Origin of the sequence: Klenkia marina, assembly GCF_900101025.1 — a bacterium.
Taxonomy (GTDB): Bacteria; Actinomycetota; Actinomycetes; order Mycobacteriales; family Geodermatophilaceae; genus Klenkia; species Klenkia marina.
On record NZ_FMUH01000002.1, the window covers coordinates 112,991 to 139,621 of the forward strand.

Annotated in this window: 25 protein-coding genes and 3 riboswitches; of the genes, 14 read left to right on the top strand and 11 right to left on the bottom strand. The window is 74.1% G+C overall.

Annotated features, from left to right (window positions below; translation table 11 throughout):
* Positions 1-31: 31 nt before the first annotated feature.
* Positions 32-841 carry a DUF3097 domain-containing protein gene (locus BLP29_RS05760; protein ID WP_092801177.1) on the bottom strand — a complete coding sequence of 270 codons (810 nt, stop codon included), beginning with the start codon at positions 839-841 and terminating at the stop codon, positions 32-34.
* A 9-nt stretch (positions 842-850) separates the two neighbouring features.
* A complete protein-coding gene (locus BLP29_RS05765; RefSeq protein ID WP_092801180.1) occupies positions 851-1,645 on the bottom strand; it encodes a hypothetical protein in 795 nt (264 codons plus the stop codon).
* Between the two features lie 212 nt (positions 1,646-1,857).
* On the opposite strand from BLP29_RS05765, the gene mftD reads away from it, so the two are divergent.
* Both mftD and BLP29_RS05775 read left to right on the top strand, forming a co-directional pair.
* Positions 1,858-3,069 (top strand): pre-mycofactocin synthase MftD, encoded by a 1,212-nt coding sequence (gene mftD, locus BLP29_RS05770; RefSeq protein WP_243469728.1) that lies wholly within the window; start codon positions 1,858-1,860, stop codon positions 3,067-3,069.
* A 171-nt stretch (positions 3,070-3,240) separates the two neighbouring features.
* Entirely contained in the window at positions 3,241-4,866 is a 1,626-nt protein-coding gene (locus BLP29_RS05775) for a methyl-accepting chemotaxis protein (RefSeq protein ID WP_243469729.1), read from the top strand.
* On the opposite strand, the gene BLP29_RS05780 is transcribed toward BLP29_RS05775, so the two are convergent.
* Positions 4,867-5,418 (bottom strand): hypothetical protein, encoded by a 552-nt coding sequence (locus BLP29_RS05780; protein ID WP_243469730.1) that lies wholly within the window; start codon positions 5,416-5,418, stop codon positions 4,867-4,869.
* A 266-nt stretch (positions 5,419-5,684) separates the two neighbouring features.
* On the opposite strand from BLP29_RS05780, the gene BLP29_RS05785 reads away from it, so the two are divergent.
* From BLP29_RS05785 to BLP29_RS05815, 7 genes are all read left to right on the top strand, one after another.
* Positions 5,685-6,680, top strand: a complete 996-nt coding sequence (locus tag BLP29_RS05785) for a methionine ABC transporter ATP-binding protein (RefSeq protein WP_092801189.1) — start codon at positions 5,685-5,687, stop codon at positions 6,678-6,680.
* Positions 6,677-7,336, top strand: a complete 660-nt coding sequence (locus BLP29_RS05790) for a methionine ABC transporter permease (protein WP_092801192.1) — start codon at positions 6,677-6,679, stop codon at positions 7,334-7,336. Before BLP29_RS05785 ends, BLP29_RS05790 begins: the two co-directional genes overlap by 4 nt.
* The gene (locus BLP29_RS05795; RefSeq protein WP_092801196.1) at positions 7,333-8,172 is read left to right on the top strand and encodes a MetQ/NlpA family ABC transporter substrate-binding protein; all 840 of its coding nucleotides are present in this window, start codon (positions 7,333-7,335) and stop codon (positions 8,170-8,172) included. The genes BLP29_RS05790 and BLP29_RS05795 overlap by 4 nt, the downstream gene beginning before the upstream one ends.
* A 99-nt stretch (positions 8,173-8,271) precedes the next feature.
* Positions 8,272-8,384, top strand: a riboswitch (SAM riboswitch).
* Between the two features lie 48 nt (positions 8,385-8,432).
* Complete coding sequence (locus BLP29_RS05800; RefSeq protein WP_092801199.1) at positions 8,433-9,623, top strand: LLM class flavin-dependent oxidoreductase; 1,191 nt, start codon at positions 8,433-8,435, stop codon at positions 9,621-9,623.
* Positions 9,624-9,633: 10 nt separating this feature from the next.
* Positions 9,634-10,998 (top strand): NtaA/DmoA family FMN-dependent monooxygenase, encoded by a 1,365-nt coding sequence (locus BLP29_RS05805; RefSeq protein WP_092801202.1) that lies wholly within the window; start codon positions 9,634-9,636, stop codon positions 10,996-10,998.
* A gap of 112 nt (positions 10,999-11,110) precedes the next feature.
* Positions 11,111-11,223, top strand: a riboswitch (SAM riboswitch).
* Between the two features lie 39 nt (positions 11,224-11,262).
* Positions 11,263-12,618: an aminotransferase class V-fold PLP-dependent enzyme gene (locus BLP29_RS05810; protein WP_092801205.1), complete on the top strand. Its 1,356-nt coding sequence runs from the start codon at positions 11,263-11,265 to the stop codon at positions 12,616-12,618.
* Positions 12,619-12,684: 66 nt separating this feature from the next.
* Positions 12,685-13,155 carry an OsmC family protein gene (locus tag BLP29_RS05815; protein ID WP_092801208.1) on the top strand — a complete coding sequence of 157 codons (471 nt, stop codon included), beginning with the start codon at positions 12,685-12,687 and terminating at the stop codon, positions 13,153-13,155.
* On the opposite strand, the gene BLP29_RS05820 is transcribed toward BLP29_RS05815, so the two are convergent.
* Entirely contained in the window at positions 13,091-14,002 is a 912-nt protein-coding gene (locus tag BLP29_RS05820; protein ID WP_207798334.1) for a DMT family transporter, read from the bottom strand. The genes BLP29_RS05815 and BLP29_RS05820 overlap by 65 nt on opposite strands.
* Before the next feature lie 40 nt (positions 14,003-14,042).
* On the opposite strand from BLP29_RS05820, the gene BLP29_RS05825 reads away from it, so the two are divergent.
* The gene (locus BLP29_RS05825; protein WP_243469731.1) at positions 14,043-14,543 is read left to right on the top strand and encodes a MarR family winged helix-turn-helix transcriptional regulator; all 501 of its coding nucleotides are present in this window, start codon (positions 14,043-14,045) and stop codon (positions 14,541-14,543) included.
* A gap of 98 nt (positions 14,544-14,641) precedes the next feature.
* Here BLP29_RS05825 and BLP29_RS05830 read toward each other — a convergent pair whose 3' ends face one another.
* From BLP29_RS05830 to BLP29_RS05850, 5 genes are all read right to left on the bottom strand, one after another.
* Positions 14,642-15,610 carry an ABC transporter substrate-binding protein gene (locus BLP29_RS05830; protein ID WP_243469732.1) on the bottom strand — a complete coding sequence of 323 codons (969 nt, stop codon included), beginning with the start codon at positions 15,608-15,610 and terminating at the stop codon, positions 14,642-14,644.
* 20 nt (positions 15,611-15,630) lie between these two features.
* Positions 15,631-16,611: an ABC transporter substrate-binding protein gene (locus BLP29_RS05835; protein WP_092801216.1), complete on the bottom strand. Its 981-nt coding sequence runs from the start codon at positions 16,609-16,611 to the stop codon at positions 15,631-15,633.
* A gap of 129 nt (positions 16,612-16,740) precedes the next feature.
* On the bottom strand, positions 16,741-17,520 hold the full coding sequence (locus BLP29_RS05840; RefSeq protein ID WP_092801219.1) for an amino acid ABC transporter ATP-binding protein: 780 nt from the start codon (positions 17,518-17,520) through the stop codon (positions 16,741-16,743).
* The gene (locus BLP29_RS05845) at positions 17,517-18,497 is read right to left on the bottom strand and encodes an amino acid ABC transporter permease (RefSeq protein WP_092801222.1); all 981 of its coding nucleotides are present in this window, start codon (positions 18,495-18,497) and stop codon (positions 17,517-17,519) included. The genes BLP29_RS05840 and BLP29_RS05845 overlap by 4 nt, the downstream gene beginning before the upstream one ends.
* The gene (locus BLP29_RS05850; RefSeq protein ID WP_092801225.1) at positions 18,494-19,024 is read right to left on the bottom strand and encodes a GNAT family N-acetyltransferase; all 531 of its coding nucleotides are present in this window, start codon (positions 19,022-19,024) and stop codon (positions 18,494-18,496) included. The genes BLP29_RS05845 and BLP29_RS05850 overlap by 4 nt, the downstream gene beginning before the upstream one ends.
* A gap of 204 nt (positions 19,025-19,228) precedes the next feature.
* Positions 19,229-19,340: riboswitch (SAM riboswitch) on the bottom strand.
* A 213-nt stretch (positions 19,341-19,553) separates the two neighbouring features.
* Here BLP29_RS05850 and BLP29_RS05855 point away from each other — a divergent pair.
* Complete coding sequence (locus BLP29_RS05855) at positions 19,554-21,371, top strand: FAD/NAD(P)-binding protein (protein ID WP_092801227.1); 1,818 nt, start codon at positions 19,554-19,556, stop codon at positions 21,369-21,371.
* 4 nt (positions 21,372-21,375) lie between these two features.
* On the opposite strand, the gene BLP29_RS05860 is transcribed toward BLP29_RS05855, so the two are convergent.
* On the bottom strand, positions 21,376-21,666 hold the full coding sequence (locus tag BLP29_RS05860) for a YciI family protein (protein ID WP_207798335.1): 291 nt from the start codon (positions 21,664-21,666) through the stop codon (positions 21,376-21,378).
* Positions 21,667-21,712: 46 nt separating this feature from the next.
* Positions 21,713-23,260, bottom strand: coding sequence for a GAF domain-containing protein (locus tag BLP29_RS21740; protein WP_279385438.1), 1,548 nt, complete (start codon positions 23,258-23,260; stop codon positions 21,713-21,715).
* A gap of 181 nt (positions 23,261-23,441) precedes the next feature.
* Here BLP29_RS21740 and BLP29_RS05870 point away from each other — a divergent pair, with 181 nt between their 5' ends.
* From BLP29_RS05870 to BLP29_RS05880, 3 genes are read left to right on the top strand one after another with little or no spacing between them, the layout of a single operon-like run.
* Positions 23,442-24,338 (top strand): AAA family ATPase, encoded by an 897-nt coding sequence (locus tag BLP29_RS05870; protein ID WP_092801233.1) that lies wholly within the window; start codon positions 23,442-23,444, stop codon positions 24,336-24,338.
* Positions 24,335-25,474 (top strand): vWA domain-containing protein, encoded by a 1,140-nt coding sequence (locus tag BLP29_RS05875; protein ID WP_092801236.1) that lies wholly within the window; start codon positions 24,335-24,337, stop codon positions 25,472-25,474. The genes BLP29_RS05870 and BLP29_RS05875 overlap by 4 nt, the downstream gene beginning before the upstream one ends.
* Positions 25,467-26,588 carry an XdhC family protein gene (locus tag BLP29_RS05880; protein ID WP_092801239.1) on the top strand — a complete coding sequence of 374 codons (1,122 nt, stop codon included), beginning with the start codon at positions 25,467-25,469 and terminating at the stop codon, positions 26,586-26,588. The genes BLP29_RS05875 and BLP29_RS05880 overlap by 8 nt, the downstream gene beginning before the upstream one ends.
* Positions 26,589-26,631 lie beyond the last annotated feature (43 nt).

A 26,631-nucleotide genomic window follows, 5' to 3' on the forward strand; every position in this document is an offset into this window, starting at 1 on the left:
CCGTCGGGTCCCCGCTCCGCGGGGGCGGCTGCTAGCTCTCCGTGACGAAGTCGATGAGCTCTTCGACCCGGCCGATGAGCTGCGGCTCCAGGTCGGTCCAGGTGCGGACCCTTGCCAGGATGCGCTGGGCCCAGACGTAGCCGGTGTCGTCCTCCCAGCCCAGGCGGCGGCAGACGCCGGTCTTCCAGTCCTCGCCCCTCGGCACGGTCGGCCAGGCCGGGATGCCGACGACCGAGGGCTTCACGGCCTGCCAGATGTCGATGAACGGGTGGCCCACCACCAGCGCGTGCGACCCGGTGACCTGCGCGGCGATCCGCGACTCCTTGGACCCGGTCACCAGGTGGTCGACCAGCACGCCCAGCCGGCGTCCGGACGACGGCCGGAACTCGCGCACGATGCCCGGCAGGTCGTCGACCCCGTGCAGCGGCTCGACGACGACGCCCTCGATGCGCAGGTCGTGGCCCCAGACCTTCTCCACCAGCTCGGCGTCGTGCTTGCCCTCGACGTAGATGCGGCCCTCGCGGGCGACCCGGGCGCGGGCACCGGCGACGTAGGTCGAGCCCGAGGCGCTGCGGGTGGGGGCCGCGGCGACGGCGGCCTTCGGGCGGACGAGCGTCACCGGCCGGCCGTCGACCCAGAAGCCCGGACCCAGCGGGTAGCCCTTCACCCGGCCGAAGCGGTCCTCGAGGTGGACGACGTCCTTCTCGCAGCGCACCACGGCGCCGACGAAGCCCGAGCTGGGGTCCTCCACGACGAGGTCCTTCTCGGCCTCGACCTGCACGGGAGGCTTCTTGACCGTGCGCGGGTGCACCAGGTTGTCGTACTGCGAGCGGGGAGGCACCCGGCCACGCTAGGCAGGCGCCGCGCCACCCCGGGCGCGCCACGCCGCACCCACCCGTGACGGACCGGTCCACAGCCGGCCGGCGTGCAGGTCGGCGACGCACGCCGCCCACGGGTTGGCCGGGTCCTTCGGACGACGGGTGTGGCCGCGCAGCGGGGCGGGCCGGCCGCGGCGCCCGGCGCGCCCGCGCCACCAGTCGGCCAGCAGCTGGGCCTGCTGCTCCAGCCCGTAGGCGGCCAGCGGGCGCACCGGCAGGTCGTAGGCGTAGGCGTCGCGGCCCAGGGTGTGCCGCACCTGCTCGACCACGGCCCGGCTGGTGAAGGCCCGGGCGCCCGCCGTGCGCAGCTGGCAGGTGTGCACCAGCTCGTGCAGGAAGGTGTGCGGGTCGGTGCCGACCGGGTCGTCGTAGAGCTCGGGGCCCAGGTTGACGGTGATCGCACCGTCCCAGCGGGGGAAGACGAAGGGACGGCGTCCGGCGCCCACCGTGTCGGTCAGCAGCAGCCGGTGCCGGGGTGGCAGCGCGTCGCCGAGCAGCTCGTCGGCGGCCCAGGCGTGCTCGTCCGCGGTCATCGGGCGCTCGCGCACCCCGAGCGAGGCGACCCCGGCGGCCAGCACAGCGAGCACGGAGTTCTCCGGCCCGGCCCCCCACAGCAGCCCGCCGGCGACCCGGGCCCCGGCCGACGGGGACCCGGTGGTGACCACGGAGCCGACGGCCAGGCCGGCGCCGAGCACCGCGCCGGCCGGGTGCAGCGCCGTCCCGACCAGCCAGGCGGCGGCGCCGGGCAGCTGGGTCCGGGGCTCCACCGGACCAGCCTGGCACGGACCGGCTCGGGCGAGCACTCGTGGCGGAGGTGCGTGGCGGGACGTGTTCTCGAGCTGCACGGCAGGTGCGGGCGCGCACCCGCGGTGCAGGGGCGCACGGGCGACTGCGCGGAAGGCCGCAGTTCCGCGCCAGGAGGGGTGGCACTCAGTGCCACGAGCGGGCATGCTGTGGTCTGCAGCACAGTCGCTGGCCGTTGGAGGGCACACGCATGGGCAACCCCTGGTTCGAGACCGTCGCCGAGGCGCAGCGCAGGGCCAAGCGCCGGCTGCCGAATTCGGTCTACGGCGCGCTGATCGCCGGCTCCGAGCGCGGCTGGACCGTCGAGGACAACACCCGGGCCTACGCCGAGCTGGGGTTCGCCCCGCACGTGGCCGGGCTGCAGGGCGAGCGCGACCTGTCGACGACGGTGATGGGCCAGCCGCTGTCGATGCCGGTGATGATCTCCCCGACCGGGGTGCAGGCCGTGCACCCCGACGGCGAGGTCGCCGTCGCCCGGGCCGCGGCCGCCCGTGGCATCACGATGGGGCTGAGCTCCTTCGCCTCCAAGCCGGTAGAGGAGGTCGCCGCGGCCAGCCCGCAGACGTTCTTCCAGATGTACTGGGTGGGCTCGCGCGACGTGCTGGTGCAGCGCATGGAGCGCGCCCGCGCCGCCGGCTGCGTCGGGCTGATCATGACCCTGGACTGGTCGTTCTCCATGGGCCGCGACTGGGGGTCGCCGTCGATCCCGGAGAAGATCGACCTCAAGACCGCGGTCAGGTTCGCCCCCGAGGTCGCCCTCAAGCCGCAGTGGCTCTACACGTTCGCCAAGACCGGGAAGATCCCGGACCTGAAGACCCCGAACCTGGCCCCGCCCGGCGGCGGGGACGCGCCCACCTTCTTCGGCGCCTACGGCGAGTGGATGGGCACCCCCCTGCCGACCTGGGACGACGTCGCCTGGCTGCGCGAGCAGTGGGGCGGGCCGTTCATGCTCAAGGGCGTCATGCGGGTCGACGACGCCAAGCGCGCGGTCGACGCCGGCTGCACCGCCATCTCGGTGTCCAACCACGGCGGCAACAACCTCGACGGCACCCCCGCCCCGATCCGGGCGCTGCCGGCGATCGCCAAGGCGGTGGGTGACGAGGTCGAGGTGGTCACCGACGGCGGGATCCGCCGCGGTTCCGACGTCGTCAAGGCCCTCGCGCTGGGCGCCAAGGCCGCGATGATCGGCCGCGCCTACCTGTGGGGCCTCGCGGCCAACGGCCAGGCCGGCGTGGAGAACGTGCTGGACATCCTGCGCAGCGGCATCGACTCCGCCGTCCTCGGCCTCGGCCACCGCGACGTCAAGGACCTGCGCCCCGAGGACGTCGTCGTCCCCGCCGGCTGGCCCCGGGTGCTCGGCACGCCCGACCAGCAGCACGTCGTCTGACGGGGCGTCCCGGGTGTCGACATGGGCACCCGGGATGTCTCATCACTGAAGTATTTTCCCGGTTCCGGTCCGCCCGGGTTCAGTGCGCACGGGCCACGACCGAGGACTCCTCCGACACCGGTCCGCCCCGGTGGTCCACCCAGGACCACGCGGACTCGGGGAGGAGCACCGTTGCCCGTCACCCGAACGTCGCCCGGCCGCTGGTGGGCCGACCGCGGCATCGCCACCAAGATCGCTGCCCTGGTGGTGACCAGCAGCGTCGGGCTGGTCGCCGTCAGCGGCCTCGCCCTGCGCGGCCAGGCCGTCTCCGACGACATCAACAGCCGCATGCAGGCCGCCGTCGAGGTCCAGGACCAGGTGCAGACCGCCAAGTACGACCTGCTCTGGGCCACCAACTGGCAGAACATCACCGCCTGGAAGTCCCGGGTCGACGGCGGCGCGGTCGCCGCCGCCCCGGACGGCGACAACGTCACCACCTACCGCCAGGCGGTGACCGACTTCGAGCGCGTCTTCGACCTCGACCGCGCCGAGCTCACCGCCGACGGCCGGACCGCCCTCGACGTCGTCGAGGACAACTGGACGGCGATGTCGCAGTACAACGACCAGATCTTCGACCTGTGGGCCGCCGGGCAGCTCGACGAGGGCGACGCGGTCTCCGCCGGGCCCAAGTGGGACATCTACTACGTCCTCGCCGGCGGGATGGACGACCTGGTCGCCGCCGTCGACACCCGGGTGGCCGACCTGGCCGCCGAGCGCGCCGACGTCGCCGCGACGACCCGGCTGACCTCGCTGCTGGCCGCCGCCGCGGCGCTGCTGGTCACCGTCCTCATCGGTGGGGCGATCGCCCGCAGCATCACCCGCGGGGTGCGCGAGGTGCGCGACGGGTTGCAGCGCATCGCCGACAAGGACCTCTCGGTGCGGGTGCCGGTGCGCGGCGCCGACGAGGCCGGCCAGATGGCGCAGGCCCTGAACGGGGTGGCCGGCGTCCTCGGTGTGGTGCTGGCCGGTGCCCGCGACGCAGCCGAGGCCGTGGCGACGTCCAGCCGCCAGCTCGAGTCGTCGGCCGGTGCGATGGCCGACTCCGCCCGGGCGACGTCGGCGCAGACCGACCTGGTGTCGGGGGCGGCGTCGGAGGTCTCGCGGTCGGTGGCCACCGTGGCCGCGGGTGCCGAGGAGATGAGTGCCTCGATCCGGGAGATCGCGCAGAACGCCAACGAGGCCGCGCGGGTCGCCGCCGGCGCGGTGAGCGAGGCCGAGGCCACCAACGCCACGATCACCAAGCTGGGCCTGTCGTCGAAGGAGATCGGCGACGTCGTCAAGGTGATCACCTCCATCGCCGAGCAGACCAACCTGCTCGCGCTCAATGCCACGATCGAGGCCGCGCGTGCCGGTGAGGCGGGCAAGGGCTTCGCGGTGGTGGCCAACGAGGTGAAGGAGCTGGCGCAGGAGACCGCCCGGGCGACCGAGGACATCGCCCGCCGGGTGGAGGCCATCCAGAACGACACCGGGCAGGCCGTCACCGCGATCGGGCGCATCGGCGAGGTCATCGGGCAGATCAACGACTTCCAGCTGACCATCGCCTCGGCGGTCGAGGAGCAGACCGCGACCACCAACGAGATGTCGCGCAACATCGCCGAGGCCGCCGGCGGCTCGGAGGAGATCGCGGCGAACGTCTCGTCGGTGTCCTCGGCCTCGGCGCAGACCACGCACACCCTGGCCGGCACCCGCGAGGAGGTGGGCAAGCTGGCGCTGATGGCCGCCGACCTGCGCAGCACCGTCGGTCAGTTCACCTACTGATCAGCTGCGCAGCAGGTCCACGCGCCAGTCGGCCTCGGGGTGCCGGCCACCCCGGGCCCACGGGCGCACGAGCTCCAACCGGGTGAGGGCGCCCTCCCGGTCGGCCCACAGCAGGGCGAGGTGGTTGCCGACCGGGGGCGCGCCGTCCAGGGAGAGCTGGGACGTCGGCGTCTGCGCGTAGAACGTGCGCAGCGCCGACGTGTCGCCCGGCGGCAGCTCGCCGTCCTCGGAGTGCCACACCCGGACGACGTCGGTCTCGGTGGTGATGATCAGCCCGCTCATGGGCAGGCCGAGGTTCTCGCCGCCGGTGTCGCCGACGTCGAAGGTGAGCTGCTCGCCGATCGACGCCGCCCAGGGGCGCAGCTGCTCCATGGCGTGCCGGCGCACGAGCTGGCGGTCGAGGTGCGGGTCGGCGGCGGTCTGCCAGCCGTGCTGGCGGTGGATCTGCCGGCTCACCGCGACACCGGCGACCAGCGCCTCGTGCACCGCGCGCAGCAGGGGCCGCAACCGGGCCAGCGACGCCTCCCTCGACCCGTCCGCAGCACCGTCCACCGGGCGATCATGCCCGCCGGCACCGACATCGGCACGCGGCCCACGACGCGGGATCGAGGGCGGGAGCGGCCTGAGCCCTTGGTCACAAATTGTCCACCGGAGTTGTAGGAATTGCGCCCGGGTGGGCACGATCGCCGGCGTGCCCCGGCTGCTCCTGACGCGCGACCGCGCCGTCGACCACGCCGGTGTGGCCAGTTCCCTCTGTCGCTGACGACGCCGTCCTGCGGGGGAACGCCCCTGCCTCCGTCGCCTGTCCGAGGAACTCCGTGATCGAACTGAACCGCGTCCGCAAGGTCTTCCCCGGCCGCCGCGACGCCGCCGAGGTCGTCGCCCTCGACGGCGTCGACCTGACCGTCCCGGCCGGTGACTTCGCCGGCGTGGTGGGCCCCTCGGGTTCGGGCAAGAGCACCCTGATCCGGCTGGTCAACCTGCTGGAGCGGCCCACCTCCGGGTCGGTCGCCGTGGCGGGCCGCGTGCTCACCGACCTGCCGGCCGACCAGGTACGGCAGGCCCGCAGCTCGATCGGCATGGTGTTCCAGCACTTCGAGCTCATGGACTCCCGCACCGCGGCCGAGAACGTCGAGCACCCGCTGGAGCTGACCGGGGTGGGTCGCGCCGAGCGCCGCCGCCGGTCGGCCGAGCTGCTGGACCTGGTCGGGCTGGCCGAGCGGGCCGGCGCCCGCCCGCGGCAGCTCTCGGGCGGGCAGAAGCAGCGCGTGGCGATCGCCCGCGCGCTGGCCGCCCGGCCGCAGGTGCTGCTCTGCGACGAGGCCACCTCGGCGCTGGACCAGGCCAGCACCACCGGCGTGCTGGAGCTGCTGCGCCGGGTGCGGGACGAGCTGGGCCTCACCGTGCTGCTCATCACCCACGAGATGGCCGTGGTCAAGGCGGTCTGCGACTCCGCCGTGCTGCTGGAGGCCGGCCGGGTCGTCGACGGCGGCCGGCTGGACGACGTCCTCACCCGCGACGACTCCCCGCTGGCCGCCGCGCTGCTGCCGGCGCCGATCGCCGACGACCGCGTCGCCGGCACCCTGCTGCGGGTCACCGTCACCGAGACCGCTCCCGAGGCCGCCGTGCTGCGGGTGCTCGTCGGTCAGCTGGGCCTCGCGGTCGAGGTGGCCGGCGGGTCGGTGGAGACCGTGGCCGGTGGGCGGCACGGCCGGTTGCTGCTGCGGATCACCGACGGTGACCTGTCCGGCCTGGACACCGCGCTGCAGCAGCTGCGCGCCGAGGGCTCGAAGGTCGAGCGGGTGGCGGCATGAGCGACTGGTCGCGCATCGCCCCGCAGCTGGCCGACGCCACCGGGGAGACCCTCTACATGGTGGCGGTCTCGGCCGCGCTGACCGTGCTGCTGGGCATCCCGCTCGGCGTCCTGCTGACCGTCACCGCCCCCGACGGGCTGGCCCCGCGCCGCTGGACCAACCGGGTGCTCGGCCTGCTGGTCAACCTGGGCCGGTCGCTGCCGTTCATCATCCTGCTGGTCCTGGTCGCGCCGGTCACCCGCGGCCTGGTGGGCACCACCATCGGCTCCACCGCGGCGATCGTGCCGCTCACCATCGGCGCCGTCCCGTTCCTGGCCCGGCTGGTCGAGACCTCGCTGCGCGAGGTGTCGCACGGCAAGGTCGAGGCCGCGCTGGCCATGGGCGCCCGCCGCCGGCAGGTGGTGCGCACCGTGCTCCTGCCCGAGGCGCTGCCCTCCCTGGTCGCCGGCGTCACCGTCACCGTCGTCGCGCTCATCAGCTACTCCGCCATGGCCGGCGCGATCGGCGGCGGCGGGCTCGGCGACTTCGCCATCCGGTTCGGCTACCAGCAGTTCCGCACCGACATCACCCTGCTCACCGTCGTCCTGCTGCTCGTCGTCGTCCAGGCGTTGCAGTTCGGCGGCGACACCTGGGCGCGCCGCCTGGCGCGCCGATGACGACCCTGGAGAACACGCTCGTGCGACGCCTTGCCCTGACCCTGTCCGCGCTCACCGCCACCGCGGTCCTGGCCGCCTGCGGCGGCGGGGAGGCCGAGATCTCGGCCCCCGACGAGCCGCTGCGCGTCGGCGCCTCGCCCGTGCCGCACGCCGAGATCCTGCGGTACATCGACGAGAACCTGGCCGAGGAGGCCGGGCTCGACCTCGACGTCGTGGAGTTCACCGACTACGTGCAGCCCAACGTGGCCCTGGACGACGGCTCGCTGGACGCCAACTTCTTCCAGACCATCCCCTACCTGGAGGAGCAGGAGGCCAGCGCCGGCTACGACTTCACCGCGCTCGAGCCGGTGCACATCGAGCCGCTGGGCATCTACTCCGGCAGCCTCACCGACCTCGCCGAGCTGCCCGACGGCGGCACCGTGGCCATCCCGAACGACCCGACCAACGCCGCCCGCGCGCTGCGGCTGCTCGAGGCCAACGACCTGATCACCCTCGCCGACACCGGCGACGCCGCGCCCACCTCGCTGGACGTCGAGGAGAACCCGAAGGACCTCGACATCTCCGAGGTCGAGGCCGCGCAGGTGCCGCGGTCGCTGGCCGACGTCGACATCGCGGTGATCAACGGCAACTACGCCATCGACGCCGACCTCTCGCCGGCCGAGGACGCGCTCGCGCTGGAGGAGGCCGAGGGCAACCCCAACGCCAACCTGCTGGTGGTGCGCGCCGGTGACGAGGACGACGAGCGCATCCAGACCCTGGAGCGGCTGCTGCACAGCGACGAGGTGCGCCAGTTCATCGAGGACGAGTACGACGGCGCCGTCCTGCCGGCGTTCTGACCCCGCACCCGCCCGGCCGCCGGCCGGGCGGGTGACCCCGACCGTAATCCCTACTGTTCCGGTGGACATTCATCGACGGCGGGGGCTACGGTCGGAGCAGGTCATGAGTGGCAGCGGCAAGCCCTGGCTCGCTGTCCGGCAACCCTCCTCCGCGGCGGGGTGCCCCAGGTGATGACCCGGCGAGCCGCATCCGCGGCCCGCAAGCGCGGTAGCTGGCCCCGCCCCGTGGGCCCGTGCCGCCGAGCCGCCCGGAGGAGCACGTGCCCCACCCCCCGATCCACCTCGTCGCCGCGCTGGACGGCGCCGGCTGGCACCCCGCCGCCTGGCGTGAGCCCGGCGCCCGCCCGGCCGAGCTGCTGACGGCCGGCTACTGGACCGACCTGGCGCAGGAGGCCGAGCGCGGGCTGCTGGACGCCGTCACGATCGAGGACGCGCTGCAGCTGCAGTCCGACGACCCGTTCGTCGCCGACGACCGCACCGACCGGGTCCGCGGCCGGCTCGACGCGGTGCTCGTCGCCTCCCGCGTGGCACCGACCACCCGGCACCTCGGCTTCCTGCCGACGGCCGTGGTCACCCACACCGAGCCGTTCCACCTGTCCAAGGCCGTCGCCACGCTGGACTTCGTGAGCACCGGCCGGGCCGGCGTCCGCGTGCAGGTGGCCGCCCGGGCCGACACCGCCGTGCACTTCGGACGACGCGACCTGCCGCCGCTCGACCCGGCCGCCGTCGCCGACGGGCCGCTGGCCCACGAGCTGTTCGACGAGGCGGCCGAGTACGTCGAGGTGCTCCGCCGGCTCTGGGACAGCTGGGAGGACGACGCCGAGATCCGCGACGCCGCGACCGGGCGGTTCGTCGACGTGGACAAGCTGCACTACGTCGACTTCGCGGGCCGGCACTTCTCGGTCCGCGGCCCCTCGATCACCCCGCGGCCCCCGCAGGGCCAGCCGCTCGTCGCCGCCCTCGGCCACGCCGAGGTGCCCTGGCGGCTGATCGGGCGCTCGGCCGACCTGGGCTTCGTGACGCCCACCGACGCCGCGGACGCCGCCCGCCTGGTCGCCGCCGTCCGCACCGAGCAGGCCGCGGCCGGCCGGGAGGCCGAGACCGTGCACGTGTTCGGCGACGTGCTCGTCGTGCTCGACGACGACGCGACCGCGGCGGCCGACCGGCTGGCCCGGCTCGACGACGTCGCCGGGTCGCCGCTGCGCAGCGACGCCCACGTGTTCACCGGGACCCCGGGCCAGCTCGCCGACCTGCTGCTGGAGTGGCAGGGGGCCGGCCTGACCGGTTTCCGGCTGCGGCCCGCCGTCCTGCCCGACGACCTGGAGCAGATCACCCGCGGCCTGGTGCCCGAGCTGCAGCGCCGCGGCGCCTTCCGCGCCGCCTACGAGGCGGGCACCCTGCGCGGGCTGCTCGGCCTGGGCTGCCCCGCCAACCGCTACGCGAACGCCTGAGGAGCCCGCCGTGCCCAAGCAGATCCATCTCGCCGCGCACTTCCCCGGCGTCAACAACACCACCGTGTGGAGCGACCCCGCCTCGGGCAGCCACATCGAGTTCGACTCGTTCCACGAGTTCGCCCAGGTCGCCGAGCGCGGCAAGCTCGACTTCATCTTCCTGGCCGAGGGCCTGCGGCTCCGTGAGCAGAACGACCGCATCTACGACCTCGACGTCGTCGGCCGGCCGGACACGTTCACGGTGCTGGCGGCGCTGGCCGCGGTCACCGAGCGCATCGGGCTGACCGGCACCATCAACTCCACGTTCAACGAGCCCTACGAGGTGGCCCGGCAGTTCGCCAGCCTGGACCACCTCTCCGCCGGCCGGGCGGCCTGGAACGTCGTCACCTCCTGGGACGCCTTCACCGGCGAGAACTTCCGCCGCGGCGGGTTCCTCGCCCAGGACGACCGGTACGACCGGGCCCGGTCGTTCCTGCAGACGGCCACCGAGCTGTTCGACTCCTGGCGCGGCGACGAGGTCGTCGCGGACAAGGAGAGCGGGACCTTCCTCGTCGACCCGCACCCGGGGTCCTTCGCCCACCGCGACCGGTTCTTCGACATCGCGGGCCAGTTCGACGTGCCGCGCAGCCCGCAGGGCCGGCCGGTCATCTTCCAGGCCGGTGACTCCGACGAGGGCCGGGACTTCGCCGCGGCCTCGGCCGACGCCATCTTCTCCCGGCACAGCACGCTGGAGGCCGGGCAGGCGTTCTACGCCGACGTGAAGGGCCGACTGCCGAAGTTCGGTCGCACCCGCGACGAGCTGCTGATCCTGCCCGCCGCCACCTTCGTGCTCGGCGACACCGAGGCCGAGGCCGCCGAGCTCGCCCAGCAGATCCGGCTGGCCCAGGTGTCGCCGGCGACGGCGATCAAGTTCCTCGAGCAGCTGTGGAACCGCGACCTGTCCGACCACGACCCCGACGGCCCGCTGCCCACCGTCGACCCGGTGGTCGGGGAGAACACCATCGCCCGCGGCCGGGCCAGCGTGCGCATGCACCGCGACCCGGTCGCCACCGCGCAGGAGTGGCGGGCCAAGGCCGAGGCCGAGGGCCTCACCACCCGTGAGCTGATCGTCGAGGTGACCGGCCGGCAGTCGTTCATCGGCACGCCGCAGACGGTGGCCGACACCATCGACCGGTACGTGCAGGCCGACGCCAGCGACGGCTTCATCCTGGTCCCGCACGTGACCCCGGGCGGCATGGCGCCCTTCGTCGACCGGGTGGTGCCGCTGCTGCAGGAGCGCGGGGTCTTCCGGGCCGACTACGAGGGCACCACGCTGCGCGACCACCTCGGCCTCCCGCTGCGCACCACCGACCGGGCGGCCGCGGCCGCGTCCTGAGCCGACCCCGGGCGCGGTCGACCGCGCCCGGTGGTCGGGGGCGGGCGCGCGGCGCCGTCGCACCGTCGAAGTGCACCATGCCGATCGGGATTGTCTGCTACTGTGCTCGGCAGGTCACGAGTGCCAGCGCGAAGCCCCGGCTCGCTGGCCGGCAACCCTTCCACCGCGATGGGGTGCTCCGGGTGACGACCTGGCGGCTGCGCAGCGCAGCCGCAAGCGCGGGCCCGGCCTCCGGGCGGGCCCCTGGACCGCCAGGAGCACCCCATGTCCCTCGCCCTCGACTGCCGTCCCACCGCCGCCCTGCTGCCCACCGCCGGCGCCCGGGTCCCGCTGGTCACCGGCGGCACGGTCGACTACGCCAACCTCGACGTCGCCGCCAGCTCCCCGGCCCTGGCCTCGGTCGCGGCGAGGGTGGCGGAGGCGCTGCCGCTCTACGCCAGCGTGCACCGCGGCGCCGGCTACCTCTCGCAGGTCTCCACCGCGCTGTACGAGTCCGCCCGCGACACCGTGGCCGCGTTCGTCGGCGCCCGCGACGACGACGTCTGCGTGTTCACCCGCAACACCACCGACAGCCTGTCGCTGCTGGCCGGGTGCCTGCCCGCCGACGGCGCCGTCCTGGTCCTGGACGTCGAGCACCACGCCGACCTGCTGCCCTGGCAGCAGCGCTCGCGCGACCTGTGCGACGTGCTCACCGCTGCGCCCACCGTCGCAGGCACGCTCCAGCTCCTGGCCGACGCGTTGGCCGCCCGCCGCTACGTGCTGGTCGCAGTGACCGGCGCCTCCAACGTGACGGGGGAGTCGCTGCCGCTGCGCCGGGTGGCCGACCTCGCGCACGACCACGGCGCCCTGCTGCTCGTCGACGGCGCCCAGCTGGTACCGCACCGCCGGTTCTCCCTGGCCGAGTCCGGCGCCGACTGGGTGGCCTTCTCCGGGCACAAGCTCTACGCCCCCTTCGGCACCGGTGCGCTGGTCGGCCGCCGCGACTGGCTGGACACCGGCCGGCCCTACCTGCCCGGCGGCGGCGCGGTCGCCCAGGTCGACGTCGGGGCCACCACCTGGGTCGCCGCCCCGCACCGGCACGAGGGCGGCTCGCCCAACGTGCTGGGTGCGGTCGCGCTGGCCGCCGCCTGCGACGCCCTGTCCGCGGTGGCTCCCGGGGCCCTCGAGCAGCACGAGCGGGAGCTGCGCGGTCGTCTGGTCGAGGGGCTGGACGACGTCGCGGGCGTGCGGCTGCTGCGCATCTGGTCGGACTCGGTCGACCCCACCGGCGTCGTCTCCTTCACCGTCGACGGGGCCGACCCGGGCCTGGTGGCCGCCTACCTGTCGGCCGAGCACGGCATCGGCGTCCGCGACGGCCGGTTCTGCGCCCACCCGCTGCTCGCCCGGCTGGGCGTCGCCGGCGGCGCGCTGCGGGCCAGCGTCGGCGTCGGCACGACCTCGGACGACGTCGACCGCCTCGTGGCCGCGGTCGCCCGGTTCGTCACCGAGGGCCCGTCCGTCGAGTACGCGGTGGTCGACGGCCGGCACCAGCCGGTGGCCGACCCCCGCCCGGTCGCCGGACTGGCGGGGGCCGATCTGTCCGCGGTGGCCCGAGGTGCCGGGTGCGGCCCGACCCGGTGAACTGACCCACGCACTCCCGCCGAACCCCGGCGGAGCACCGACCTTCCGACCCGAGGAGATTCATCCATGGCCACCCGGCCCAAGGCGAGCGTCGTCCCCTTCACCAACCACGCGGAGGGCACCGGCGTCGCGCAGACCGTCACCGTCGGCGGCGACGCCGGCCACGTCTTCGACGTCGACACCTACCCGGCCTTCGGCGGCGCGGACGCGCAGCCCAGCCCGCTGTCCTACGTGCTGGGCGCGTTGACCTCCTGCAACCAGATCACCGCCTCGATCGTGGCCAAGGAGCTCGGGGTGACCCTCGGCGCCTGGACCTTCGACGTGCAGGGCGACCTCGACACCGCCGTGATGGTCGGCGGCGAGCAGGGCAACGCGAACTTCGACGCGGTCACCGTGCGGGCGACCGTGCAGACCGATGCCGACGACGAGACCTTCGCGAAGCTGCAGGCCGAGACCGAGCGCCGTTGCCCGGTCACCCAGCTCTTCCAGCGCTCCGGGCTGGAGTACTCGAGCGACTGGACCCGCGCCGCGCTCTGACCGACCGCTGGTGCTGGCCGAGCGCGATGCCGGCCAGCGCCAGCGCGACCCCGGCCCACTGCCGGGCGTCGAGCACCTCCCCGAACACCAGGCAGCCCAGGGCGACCCCGGTGAGCGGGTTGAGCAGCCCCACCAGGCCGACGGTGCCGGTGGGCAGGTGGGCCAGGCCCGCGAACCAGCAGACGAACGCGAGCGCGGTCGCCACCAGGGTCACGTAGCCGAACCCGAGCAGGGTGGGGACGTCGACCGGCGGCCACTCGTCACCGGTCGCCCACGCCGCCACCGCCAGTGCCGCGCCCCCGGCCACCAGCTGCCACGACGTCGTCGCGACCAGGTCGGTGCCGTCGCTCCACCGCCGCGCCAGTACGAACCCGACGGACGACGACACCATCGCCGCCACCGCGCAGAGCACGCCCAGGGGGTCGACCCCGGCTGCGTCCCCGAGCAGCAGCAGGCCCACGCCCAGCACCCCGACCGCTCCGCCGACCAGGTGGGCCGGAGCCGGGTGCTGTCCGAGCAGCGCCCAGGCCAGCAGGGTCAGCGCGACCGGTGACGTGGCCATCACCGTCGAGGCCACGGCGGAGGGCAGGAGCTGCGCGCTCTCGTAGACCAGCAGGAAGAACAGCCCCACGTTCAGCCCTCCGAGCACGGCCGAGCGCCACCACCACGCGCCGCGGGGCAGCCGGCGGACCACGGCGAGCAGCAGGATCCCGGCCGGCAGGGCGCGCAGGGCGGCGCCGGTGAGCGGCTGGTCGGGCGGCAGCAGGTGGTGGGTGACCACGTAGGTCGACCCCCACGCGACCGGCGCGACGGCGGTGACCAGTGACCAGCGCCGCATGTCTTCCATGGAAGACACTATGGCTTCCGTGGAAGGTATCGTCCAGTCCGTGGACCGCGTCGCACACATCCAGGCCGAGTGGGCGCGCGAACGCCCCGACCTCGACGTCTCCCCGCAGGGGGTGATCGGCCGGCTGCACCGGCTCGCCGGGCACCTCACCGAGCAGCTCGTGGTGGTCTACCGCCGGCACGGGCTGGGCGAGGGCGAGTTCGACGTCCTGGCCACCCTGCGCCGGGCCGGGCCGCCGTTCGCCCGGGCGCCGGGGGAGCTGGCCGCGCACACCATGGTGACCACCGGGGCGATGAGCAAGCGGCTGGACCGGCTGGAGCGGGACGGACTGGTCCGCCGCACCCGCGACGACGGCGACGGCCGCGGCCGGGTGGTCAGCCTGACCGACGCCGGACGGCGGGTGGTCGACGCCGCGTTCGCCGACCACATGGCGAACGAGGCGCGGCTGCTCGCCGACCTCGACCCCGCCGACCGCGCCGCGTTGGAGGCGATCCTCACCCGCTGGCTGGCCGAGGTCGAACCCCCGGGCGCCCAGCATTGATCAGGGGGGTGCGCAGAAGTCCATCCCCCTCCACCAGAGTTCGTGGCGGGGGATGGACTCCTGTGCACCCCCTGATCGACGGTGCGGGGGAGCGGGCGCTAGGAGGCGACCGCCGGGTTGAGCTCGGGGGCGTCCACCGCCTCGTCGCCGAGGCCCCAGCGCTCGAGGGTCTCGGCGTAGGTGCCGTCGTCGAAGGCGTGCTGCAGCGAGGCCTGGATCGCCGCGGCCAGCCCGTTGCCCTTCAGCGTGGTCGCCGCGACGTAGGTGGTGTTCGGCCAGCCGGCGTTCACCGTGCCCACGACCTCGACGTCGCCGACCGACTCCTGGTACACCGCGTTCGGGTTGGGCCCGAGGTAGGTGTCGAGGCGACCCGACTGGATGGCCAGCAGGGCGTCGGCGGCGCTCACGTAGTACTCCAGCGTCGCGGGGGCCTTGCCCTCGGCCTCCAGCTGGGCGTTCCAGTCGAGCAGGATGCGCTCCTGGTTGGTGCCCGAGCCCACGCCCACCGACAGGCCGGAGATGCCCGCGGCGTCGGCGATGTCCAGCCCGCTGTCGGGAGCCGCGACGAAGGCCATGATCCCCTGTCGGTAGGTGGCGAAGTCGAACAGCTGCAACCGCTCGGCGTTGACCCCGACGTTGGAGAACACGGCCTCCAGGTCGCCGGACTGCACGCCCAACGGCCATGACTCCCATGTCGTGTTGACCACCTCGAGCTCCAGGCCGAGGCCGTCGGCGACGAGTTGGGCGATGTCGACCTCGCTGCCCACCACCGTGCCGTTGTCGTCGGCCAGGAAACCCAACGGCGGGTCGCCCGCCCCGTTGACACCGACCCGCAGGACGCCGTCCTCGGCGATGTCGGTCGGCACCAGGGCAGCGGCGTCCGGGTCCTCGTCGGTGCGCACCCGGTCGGCCTGCTCGGGCGAGGTGTCCACCACCAGGGCCGAGGACGGTACGTCGGAGGACCGCGCCTCCTGCTCGATCTCCGCCGAGCTCGTGCACGAGGTCAGCAGCAGGACGGCGGCCAGCGGGAAGGCCGCGACGAGCCGGGACAGACGAACGCGTTCCACGTGGAACCTCCGGGAGGTCATCAGGCGCCCAGACCGGGCGGGTTGAGCTGGGAGGAGTCGACGGCCTCGGCGGAGAGGCCCCAGCGAGCCAGGACGTCGGCGTACGTGCCGTCCTCGATGGTGTGCTGGATCGCCGCCTGGAAGGCCTGCGCGTAGCCGTTGCCCTTGACCGTCGTCACCGCGATGTCGGCGGTGGCCGGCCACCCACCGCTGGTCGTGCCGGCGACGGCGAAGTCCTGCGGGGAGGTGGCGGCGCTGTAGGCGGCGGTCGGGTTCGGGCCGACGTAGGCGTCGAGGCGGCCCGACTGCAGGGCCAGGACGGCGTCGTTGTAGCTCTGGTAGTAGTCGACGGTGACCGGCTCGAGCCCGTTGTCGACGTTCTCCTGGTTCCAGGCCAGCAGGATCTGCTCCTGGTTGGTGCCCGAGGAGACCCCGACGGTGAGGCCGGCGATGTCGGGGGCGGAGGAGATGGACAGCCCGGAGTCGGCGCCGACCAGCCAGCCCAGCACGTCGGACCGGTAGGTGGCGAAGTCGTAGAGCTGCTTGCGCTCCTCGGTCACGGTGACGTTGGAGATCACGGCGTCGACGTCGCCGGACTGCACCGACAGCGGCCAGTTCGACCAGTCGTTGACCACGAACTCGACCTCCAGGCCGAGCGCGTCGCCGAAGATCGTGGCCAGGTCGGTCTCGCTGCCGACGACGGTGGCGTTGTCGTCGGCGTAGAACGCCAGCGGCACCGCCCCCTGGGTCACCGAGACCCGCAGGACGCCTTCGTCGAAGGCCCCCGCCGGCAGGAGAGCGGCGGCCTCGGGGTCGAGCGTGGAGTGGATGCGCTCCTGGTCGGGGCTGGTGTCCACCGAGATCGCGGTGCCGGAGGCGCCGGCGTCCGCCGTCCGGGCCTCCTCCTCGATGTCGGCGCTGCTGCTGCACGCCCCGAGGGCCAGGAGTGCGGCGGTGGCCAGGGACAGTGCGACGGTGCTGCGTCGCAGGTGTGCAGTCACGGTGGTCGTTCCTCTTCTGGGCGTGCTTCTACGGCGGACGACGCGGTCGCGACGCCCGGGCTCGTCGTCGGCCCTGCTGCAGGGGCCCGCGGCGAGCTCGCGAATCGTGGGGGCAGCAGGGTCCTTCTCCTAGAGCACCTTGGCCAGGAAGGCCTTCGTGCGCTCGTGCTGCGGGTGGTCGAGCACCTCGGTGGGCGTGCCCTGCTCGACCACGCGGCCGTCGTCCATGAAGACGATGCGGTCGGCGGCCTGCCGGGCGAAGCCGATCTCGTGGGTGACCACGATCATCGTGGTGCCGGTGCGGGCCAGGTCGGCGATGACGGCGAGCACCTCTCCGACCAGCTCGGGGTCCAGCGCCGACGTGGGCTCGTCGAACAGCAGGACAGCGGGCTTCATCGCCAGTGCCCGGGCGATGGCCACGCGCTGCTGCTGGCCGCCCGAGAGCTGCCGGGGGTGGGCGTCGGCCTTGTCGGCCAGCCCCACCCGGGCCAGCAGCTCGCGGGCCTCGGCCTCGACCTCGCGCCGGTTGCGGCCCTGCGCCGACACGGGCGCCTCGACCACGTTCTCCAGCGCCGTGAGGTGCGGGAACAGGTTGAAGCTCTGGAAGACGAAGCCGAACCGGGTGCGCTGGCGCAGCAGCTCCTTCTCCTTGAGCTCGTGCAGCACGTCGCCCTTGCGCCGGTAGCCGACGAGCTCGCCGTCCAGGGCGACGAACCCGCGGTCGACGGTCTCCAGGTGGTTGATGCTGCGCAGCAGCGTCGACTTGCCCGACCCCGACGGCCCGAGGACGACGGTCACGCTGCCGGGCTCGACCACGAGGTCCACGCCGTGCAGCACCTCGTGCGCACCGAAGGACTTGTGCACGCCGTGCACCTCCACCCGCCCCGGGCGGGGCGCGACGGCGGTCACCGGGCCACCGGGTCCTGGCCGGAGGTGGCCGCGGCACCGACCGGGCGCACCCGGGAGAGGCCGGCGGTGAGGTTGCCACGCAGTCGTTGCAGCGGTGTCGGCGGCAGCGTGCGCACCGCGCCGCGGGCGTAGTACCGCTCGACGTAGAACTGGATCACCGTCACCACGGTGGTCAGGACGACGTACCAGATCGCGGCGACCACCAGCATCGGGAGCACCCGCTGCGTGCGGCCGTAGATGACGCTCACGGTGTAGAACAGCTCGCCCAGTGCCAGCACGTAGACGATCGACGTGCCCTTGAACAGGCCGATGATCTCGTTCACCGCGGTGGGCACGATGGTGCGCATGGCCTGCGGCAGCACGATGCGGGTGGACTGCCGGCGGCGCGGGATGCCCAGTGCGGCGGCGGCCTCGTGCTGGCCCTGGTCGACCGACAGGATGCCGGCCCGCACGATCTCGGCCGAGTAGGCGGCCTGGTGCAGTCCGAGACCCAGGATCGCGGCGCCGAACTTGTCGATCAGCGACAGCGTCTCGAACGAGGCGAACGACGGGCCGAACGGGATGCCCACGTCGAGGGACTGGTACAGGTAGGCGAGGTTGTACCAGAGCAGCAGCTGCAGGATCAGCGGCACCGAGCGGAACACCCAGGTGTAGCCCCAGCTCACCGCGCGCAGCAGCGGCGACTGCGAGAGCCGCATGAGCGCCAGCACCGTGCCGAGCGCGAAGCCCAGCACCGCGGTGATCAGGGTGAGCTCGATCGTCATCCAGACGCCCTCGACGATCGAGACCTCGCCCAGGTAGGCCCAGACGACGCCCCACTCCCACCGGGGGTTCGTGATCAAGGAGTTCAGCACCATCGCCAGCAGGACGGCGACGACGGCGGTGGCCGCCCAGCGCCCCGGGTGCTTGGCCTTGACCACCCGCAGACCCTCGTAGGGGTTCACCTGGGTGGCGGGTCGGCTCTCCAGCAGCGTCATGGCAGGTCCTTCACGAAGGGGTAGATGCGCTCGGCCACCGGCAGGGCGCGCAGGGTCTCGAGGTCGGTGGGGCGCGGGCCGTCGAACAGGGGGGTGTAGCCGGCGGCCAGGTAGAGGTCGCGGGCCTCGGGCTGGCGCGGACCGGTGGTCAGGAAGACGCGCCGGTGGCCGCTGGCGGCGGCGAGGGTCTCCAGCTCGACCAGCACCCGGCGGGCCAGGCCGCGGCGGCGGTGGGTGCCCGCCGTCCACATGCGCTTGACCTCGACGGTGCCGTCGTCCGGGTGCGGCATGAACGCGCCCCCGGCGACGGCGGCGCCGTCCTCGAGCAGCAGCACGAAGGCGCCGTGCGGGTCGACGAACAGCTCGGCCGGGTAGCGGCTCAGCTCGTCGGACGCACGGCCGAACAGGTCGCCGTAGCGGGTGTCGTACTCGACGGCGAGCTCGGCGAACAGCGGCACGGCCTGCGGGTCGTCGGGGTGCACGACGACGACCCGCAGGGCGTCGGCGGGCAGGAGGGATCGGGACATGCGGGGGCTCCGGGATCAGCGGGGTCACCCCGGGGCCGAGCCGGCCGGGGTGGGGTGCGGGAACAGGTCAGCGACAGAGCGCGCTGTCGGTGCGGACCAGGTCGATGACCGGCCGACCGACCAGGAGGAGGGCAGGGACCACCGACCGCGGCGCGGTTCCGGTCGTGTCCATGCGGGTCTCCTCGTTCCCCCACCGGGACGGCGGGGCTGCACTTGCGACGGACGGACGCCGTCGCCAGGTCGTCACCCGGGGCACCCCACCGCAGCGGAGGGTTGCCGGCCAGCGAGCCGGGGCTTGTCGCTGGCGCTCAGGACCTGTGCGAGAACGTAGAGCTCCCCAGCCCATGTCGTCAAATCCGATCGACTTGGTGGAGAATGGCGACCGAGCCCGTCCAGGAGAGGAGGCCCAGATGCCCGCGCACCCGCTCGTCCGTCGGCGCCACGTGGACCTCCGCCGCACCGGCAGCGCGCTCTGCCGGGGTCGCTGAGCACCCAAGACCCCAGCCGCACCGACCCCCGGAGCACCCCTGTGAGCAGCACGTCCTCGCTGAGCGTCGTCCTCGTCGGCGCCGGCCCGACCGCCGTCGGCGTCCTCGACCGGTTGCTCGCGCACGCCGCCGGCCGCCCCCTCGAGGTGCACCTCGTCGACCCCCACCCGGCGGGCGGGGGTCGGGTCTGGCGGTCGGCCCAGTCGTCGCTGCTGTGGGCCAACTCACTGGCCCGGGACATCACCGTGCTGCCCGATGCGTCGTCCACCGTCGCCGGCCCGGTCGGGGCCGGGACCACGTTGTCGCAGTGGGCCGAGCAGGCGGGCGGGGCGCTGCCCGGCGAGGTGGGCGCCGAGGCCCGCCGGCTCACGCCGGACACCTTCCCCTCGCGTCCGCTGGTCAACGCCTACCTCGGGTGGGTGCTCGACTCGCTGGCCGGCGCGCCCGGACTGGTGCTGCACCGGCGCGCCACCCGCGTCGTCGACCTGGTCGAGCACCCGGGTGGGGTGCAGGTGCACCTGGCCGACGGCGGCCGGCTCGACGCCGACGCCGTGGTGCTCGCCCAGGGTCACCTCGACCGGGTGCCCAGCGCGGCGGAGCAGGCGCTGGGCGAGGCGGCCTGCGCCGCCGGGCTCACCCATGTGCCCACCGGCTACACCGCCGACCTCGACCTCGGTGCGCTGCGCCCGGGCGAGGACGTGCTGGTCCGCGGCGCGGGGCTCGCGTTCGTCGACCTGGTCACCCTGCTCACCGGGGGTCGCGGTGGCCGCTTCGACGAGGTGGGGGGTCGGCTGGTCTACCGGCCCTCCGGGCGTGAGCCGGTGCTGCACGTCGGCTCGCGCCGGGGCACCCCCTACCGGGCCAAGCTCGGCTACCCCTGGGCCGGCCCGCCGGTGCCGCTCACCTACGTCACCCCGGACGCGTTGACCGAGCGGTTCGGCGACCGGCCGCTGGACCTGCGCGCGGACCTCGCGCCGGTGATCGCCCGCGAGCTGGGGCGCGTGGCCGCCGCCGAGCTGTTCCGCGCCCACCCCGAGCGGGTCACGATGTCGTGGGACGCCTTCGCCGCCCGGTACGACGCCACCGAGGACGCCGCCGACCTGTGGGTGGAGGCGGTGCCGGACCCGGCCGACCGGTTCGACGTCGCCGCGCTCGACCGCCCGCTCGCCGGGCGCCGGTTCGCCGACGCCGAGCAGCTGCAGCACTGGGTGCGTGAGCACGTGCGCGCCGACCTCGCCCGGGCCGCCGACCCGGCGTACAGCCAGGACCAGGCGGTCTTCACCGCGCTGCTGCACTGCCACGGCGCGATCGCGGGCCTGGTGCGGGCCGGGCGGCTGACCCCGCGCAGCGAGCGCGAGGACGTCGGCGGCTGGTGGATGAACTTCTTCAGCCACCTGGCCAGCGGCCCGCCGTCCCCCCGGTTGCGCGAGCTGCTCGCACTGGGCGAGGCCGGCGTCGTCCGGTTCACCGGGGCCGACACCGTCGTCACGCTGGAGGCCGGACGCTGGGTGGCCCGCTCGGCCAGCACCGACGAGGTGACGACGGCGACCGCGCTGGTCGAGGCCCGGGTGCCCGACGTCGACCTGGCCGCCACCACCGACCCGCTGCTGACCGCCCTGCTGGCGCGGGGCGCGGCGGCCCCGCAGGGTGGCCGGCTGCACGTCGACGGCGACGCCCGCCTGGTCGGAGCCGACGGCACGGCGTCGGAGCGGGTCTCGGCGGTCGGCTTCTGGACGTCGGGGGCGCAGGTCGCCGCCTTCGCCCGCCCCGGCACTGACGCGCCGTTCTTCCACCAGAACGACGCGCTGGCCGCCCGGCTGTGGGCGTCGGCGCAGGTCGATGCCGTCCGGGCGGCCTGAGGCGTCAGAGGGCGGCGGTGAGGGAGCCGAGCACCGGGTCCCACTCGGCCAGGGTGGCCGTGGCGACGACGCCGCGGACGGTGAACGGGTCGGCGTCGACCCACTCCTGCACCCGGGCCTGGTCCTCGGCCCGGAACAGCAGCAGGGCCCCGGCCGGCGCGGACGCCCCGAACGGGCCCGACAGCAGCAGGGACCCCGCGTCGGCCAGCCCGCGCAGGTAGGTGCGGTGCTCGGCACGCACCTCGTCGCGCAGGGCGACGTCGTCGGTGTAGCGGTAGGTCACGGCGACGATCACGGGCAGCTCCTCGGTCGGGTGTGCCCGTGATCCTGCCCCGCGCGGCTCAGCCCAGGATCGCCCGGGTGACCGCGACCTGCTCGGTCAGCACGCCACCGATGACCGCCTGGGTCTCGTTGATGGTCTCGATGACCACGCCGATCGAGGCCAGCGACGTGACGACGGCGTCGACCTGCTCCTGGATCGCGTTGATCTTGGCGTTGACGTCGGTGGTGGCGACCGCGGTCTCGCGGGCCAGCTCCTTGACCTCGTTGGCGACGACGGCGAAGCCGCGGCCGGCCTCGCCGGCCCGGGCCGCCTCGATGGTGGCGTTGAGGGCGAGCAGGTTGGTCTGCGCGGCGATGCTGCCGATGGTGTGCGCGACCTGGCCGACCTGCTGGCTGGACTCGCCGAGCTGGGCGACGACCCGGTTGGCCTCGTCGGCCAGCGTGCGGCCCTCGCTGGCCACGGTGGTGGCCGACAGCACGTTGCGCTCGACCTCCTCGATGGACAGCACCAGCTCGCGGCCGGCCGTGGACAGCTGCTCGGTGGCGGCGATGCGGTCCAGGGCCTGCCCCAGCAGGAAGGCCGTGTTGCGCAGGGCGGCCTCGCGGCCGGCCGACAGCACCATCGTCCAGGTGGCGAAGAAGTCCATCGTGCCGATGATCTCGCCGCCGACGGTGATCGGGATGCAGACGCCGGACTTCACGCCGGCCTTCTGCGCGACCGGCGCCCGCACGCAGTCGGTCATCTCACCCAGGTCGGGGACGAAGAACAGGTCGCGGTTGCGCCAGGTGCGCCCGGACAGGCCCACGCCCGGGGCGAAGGTGGCCGAGAGCGTGACGGCGCGGAACTCCGGTCCGGCGTCGCCGGACTCGCGCTCGAAGCGCAGCACGTTCGCGGCGGGGTCGACCCGCCAGAACGAGCCGTAGGCCCAGCCGAAGCCGGTGCGGATGGTGTCCAGGGCGATGCGCAGGGCCGAGTCGGCGTCGGCGGCGGTGGTCAGCTGCTGGAGCACGGAGGTGACGGCGGCGACGTCCTGGGCGGTCTTGCGGTCGGCCTCCATCGCGACGAACCGGGCGATGGACTGGGAGACCAGGGTGCCCACGCAGCGCAGCGTGGCCAGCCGACGCGGGGTGGGGGTGAGCTCCTTGCGGCAGAAGAAGTCCATGGTGCCGGTGACCTGGCCGTCGCTGAACAACGGGAAGCAGATGCCCGACCGCACGCCGACCTTCTGCGCGACCGGCGCGCGCACGCAGTCCTTGACCTCGCCCAGGTTGCTGGTGAACACCAGGTCGCGGGTCGACCACGCGCGCCCGGACAGGCCGACGCCCTTGGCGAACGTGGCCCGGGCCGTCACCGCGGCGAACTCGTCGCTGACCGACCCGGCCTCGGAGGAGAACTGCAGCGTCTGGCTCTTGGGCTCGATGACCCAGTGCGAGGCGTAGGCGTACCCGAAGGAGTCCTTGACGGCCGTCATCGCGGCCACCACCGCACTGCGGGTGTCGGTCGCGGTCGAGAGGGCCGTGATGACCGCGGTGACGGCGTCGACGTCCAGCTCGGCCTCGGTCGGGACGCCCGCTTCTGGACGTGTGGCGGTACGGCTGGCGAACACGAGTTCTCCTTCGAGACGGTGCGCCGTCGGGTGCGCACGTTCTCTGTCTCGGCAATCGCTTTACGGTGTCAACCCGAACCGCGCAGAACTCTCGGTGGTCGAGGTGACGGCGTTTGCGCTGCTGGCCCCGGTGCAACGACGCTGCAACGCACGCTCGCCGGGCGCGTGGGAAAGTGGGCCGGTGAGCCAGCCCACAGCCAGCACGTCCGCACCGGCGGATCCCGACGCCCTCGCCGCGGCGCTGGAGGCCACCGGCTACCTGCCCGACGCGGGCCTCGCGACGGCGGCCTACCTCGCGCTGGCCATGCACCGGCCGTTGTTCCTCGAGGGCGAGGCCGGCGTCGGCAAGACCGCGCTGGCCCACGCGCTGGCCGAGGTCACCGGCCGGCCGATGTACCGGCTGCAGTGCTACGAGGGCCTGGAGGCCAGCCAGGCGCTCTACGACTGGGACTTCGGCCGCCAGCTGCTGCACCTGCGCGCCGCCGAGGCCGCCGGCGCCGGCGGCGACACCGCGGAGCTGGAGGCCGGGCTCTACGACCGGCGGTTCCTGCTCGCCCGCCCGCTGCTGCAGGCCCTGGAGGACTCGCCGAGCGTGCTGCTGGTCGACGAGGTCGACCGCGCCGACGACGAGTTCGAGGCGTTCCTGCTGGAGCTGCTCAGCGACTTCACGATCTCGATCCCCGAGCTGGGCACCGTGCGTGCAGCCGTCCCGCCGCTGGTGGTGCTCACCTCCAACCGCACCCGTGAGGTGCACGACGCGCTCAAGCGGCGCTGCCTCTACCACTGGCTCGAGCACCCCGACTTCGACCGCGAGGTCGCCATCCTGCGCAGCCGGCTTCCGCAGGTGACCGAGGAGCTCGCCCGCCAGGTCGCCCGGGCCACCGCCAAGCTGCGCAGCCTCGACCTGCTCAAGCCCCCCGGCATCGCCGAGGCCATGGACTGGGCCACCGCGCTGCACACCCTCGGCGCCCGCGAGCTCGACCCCGACACCGCGGCCCGCACCCTGGGCGCGGTGCTCAAGTACCGCGAGGACACCGACCGGGTGCACGCCCTCACCCGCGGAGTCCTGTTCGCGTGACCGAGCTGGCCTTCGGGCTGGCCGACCGGCGCCAGCGCGACGTCGTCGAGGTGGTGCTCGGGTTCGCCCGCACGCTCCGGCACGCCGGGGTGGCCGCCTCGCCCGACCGGGTCGAGGCGATGCTGGCCGCCGTCGGCCACCTCGACGTGCTCGACCCCGGCGACGTCTACTGGGCGGGCCGGCTCACCCTGTGCGGCAGCCCCGACGACCTCGACCGCTACGAGGCCGCGTTCAACGCCTACTTCGCCGGCGAGGCCCCCCGGCGCAGCCGGACCAGCAGCCAGACCGAGCAGAAGCTGGCCGAGTCGGCCCCGCTGAGCGCGTCGGAGGGCTCCGGCGAGGAGTCCGAGGAGGCACCGGACCTCAAGGCCGCGGCCAGCGAGGCCGAGGTGCTGCGCAGCCGCGACGTCGCCGACCTCACCGTCGCCGAGCGCGACCAGCTGCGCAGGCTGTTCGCCCTGCTCGTGCCGGCCGCGCCGATGCGGCCCTCCCGCCGCCGGCGCCCCGACCGGCACGGCGGCGTCGACATGGCCCGCACGATCCGGCACGCCCTGCACGACGGCGGCGAGATCACCCGGCTGCGCCGCCGGCGTCCCCGGCCCCGCCCGCGCCGGGTCGTGCTGCTCATCGACGTCTCGGGGTCGATGAGCCCCTACGCCGACGCGCTGCTGCGCTTCGCGCACGCCGCCGTCCGGGCGCGACCGGCCGCCACCGAGGTGTTCACCATCGGCACCCGGCTCACCCGGGTGACCCGCGAGATGCGGCTGCGCGACCCCGACAAGGCGCTGGCCGCCAGCGGGCACGCGATTCCCGACTGGTCCGGCGGCACCCGCATCGGCGAGGTGCTCAAGGCCTTCCTCGACCGGTGGGGCCAGCGCGGCACCGCCCGCGGCGCCGTCGTGGTGGTGTGCAGCGACGGCTGGGAGCGCGGGGGCACCGAGCTGCTGGCCGAGCAGATGGGCCGGCTGCAGCGGCTGGCGCACAGCGTGGTGTGGGTGAACCCGCACAAGGGCCGCGCCGGGTACGAGCCGCTGACCGGCGGGATGCAGGCGGCCCTGCCCGCGGTTGACCACTTCGTCGCCGGGCACAGCCTGGCAGCGTTCGAGGAGCTGGTGAAGGTGATCACCGATGCGTGACGTGCTGCAGGACCTGGTGGGCTGGTGGGAGGCGGGCGAGACCGTCGGCATGGGCACCGTCGTGGCCACGTGGCGGTCGGCGCCGCGTCCGGCGGGGGCCTCGATGCTGGTCGGGCCCGACGGCACCGCGGTGGGCAGCGTGTCCGGCGGCTGCGTCGAGGGCGCGGTCTACGAGGAGGCCAAGGACGTCGTCGCCCAGGGCGCCCCCACGCTGGAGCGCTACGGCGTCAGCGACGACGACGCGTTCGCCGTGGGCCTGACCTGCGGCGGCATCCTCGACGTCTACGTCGAGCCGATCAACCGCGAGACCTTCCCCGAGCTGGGCGAGATCGCGGCGTCGGTCGAGGCGCACGAGCCGGTCTGCACCGTCACCGTGGTCAGGGGGCCCGCAGACCGGCTGGGCCACCGCCTGGTCATCTGGAACGCCCGCACCTCGGGCACCCTGGGCTCGCAGCGGCTGGACGACGCCGTGACGGCCGACGCCCGCGGCATGCTCGCCGCCGGGCGTACCGCCACCATGACCTACGGCCACGACGGCGAGCGGCGCGGTGACGAGCTCACCCTCTTCGTCTCCAGCTTCGCCCCGCCGGCCCGCATGGTGGTGTTCGGCGCCATCGACTTCGCCGCCGCCGTCGCCCGCGTCGGGGCCTTCCTCGGCTACCGGGTCACCGTCTGCGACGCCCGCCCGGTGTTCGCCACCGCACGCCGCTTCCCCGACGCACACGAGGTCGTCGTCGAGTGGCCGCACAGCTACCTGCGCACCGAGGTCGACGCCGGGCGCATCGACGAGCGCACCGTGCTGTGCGTGCTCACCCACGACCCGAAGTTCGACGTCCCGCTGCTCGAGGTCGCCCTCGACCTCGATGTCGCCTACGTCGGTGCGATGGGCTCGCGGCGCACGCACGACGAGCGGCTCGAGCGGCTGCGCGAGGCCGGCCTCACCGACGAGCAGCTGGCGAAGCTGTCCAGCCCCATCGGGCTCGACCTCGGCGCCCGCACCCCGGAGGAGACCGCGATCAGCATCGCCGCCGAGATCATCGCGGGCCGGTGGGGCGGCTCGGGCGAACGGCTGACCGGGGCCAGCGGTCCCATCCACGCCTCCGCGGAGCGCTGACAACTCCCCGCCACCTCGACGTGCAGAGCACCCGGGGGCTTGC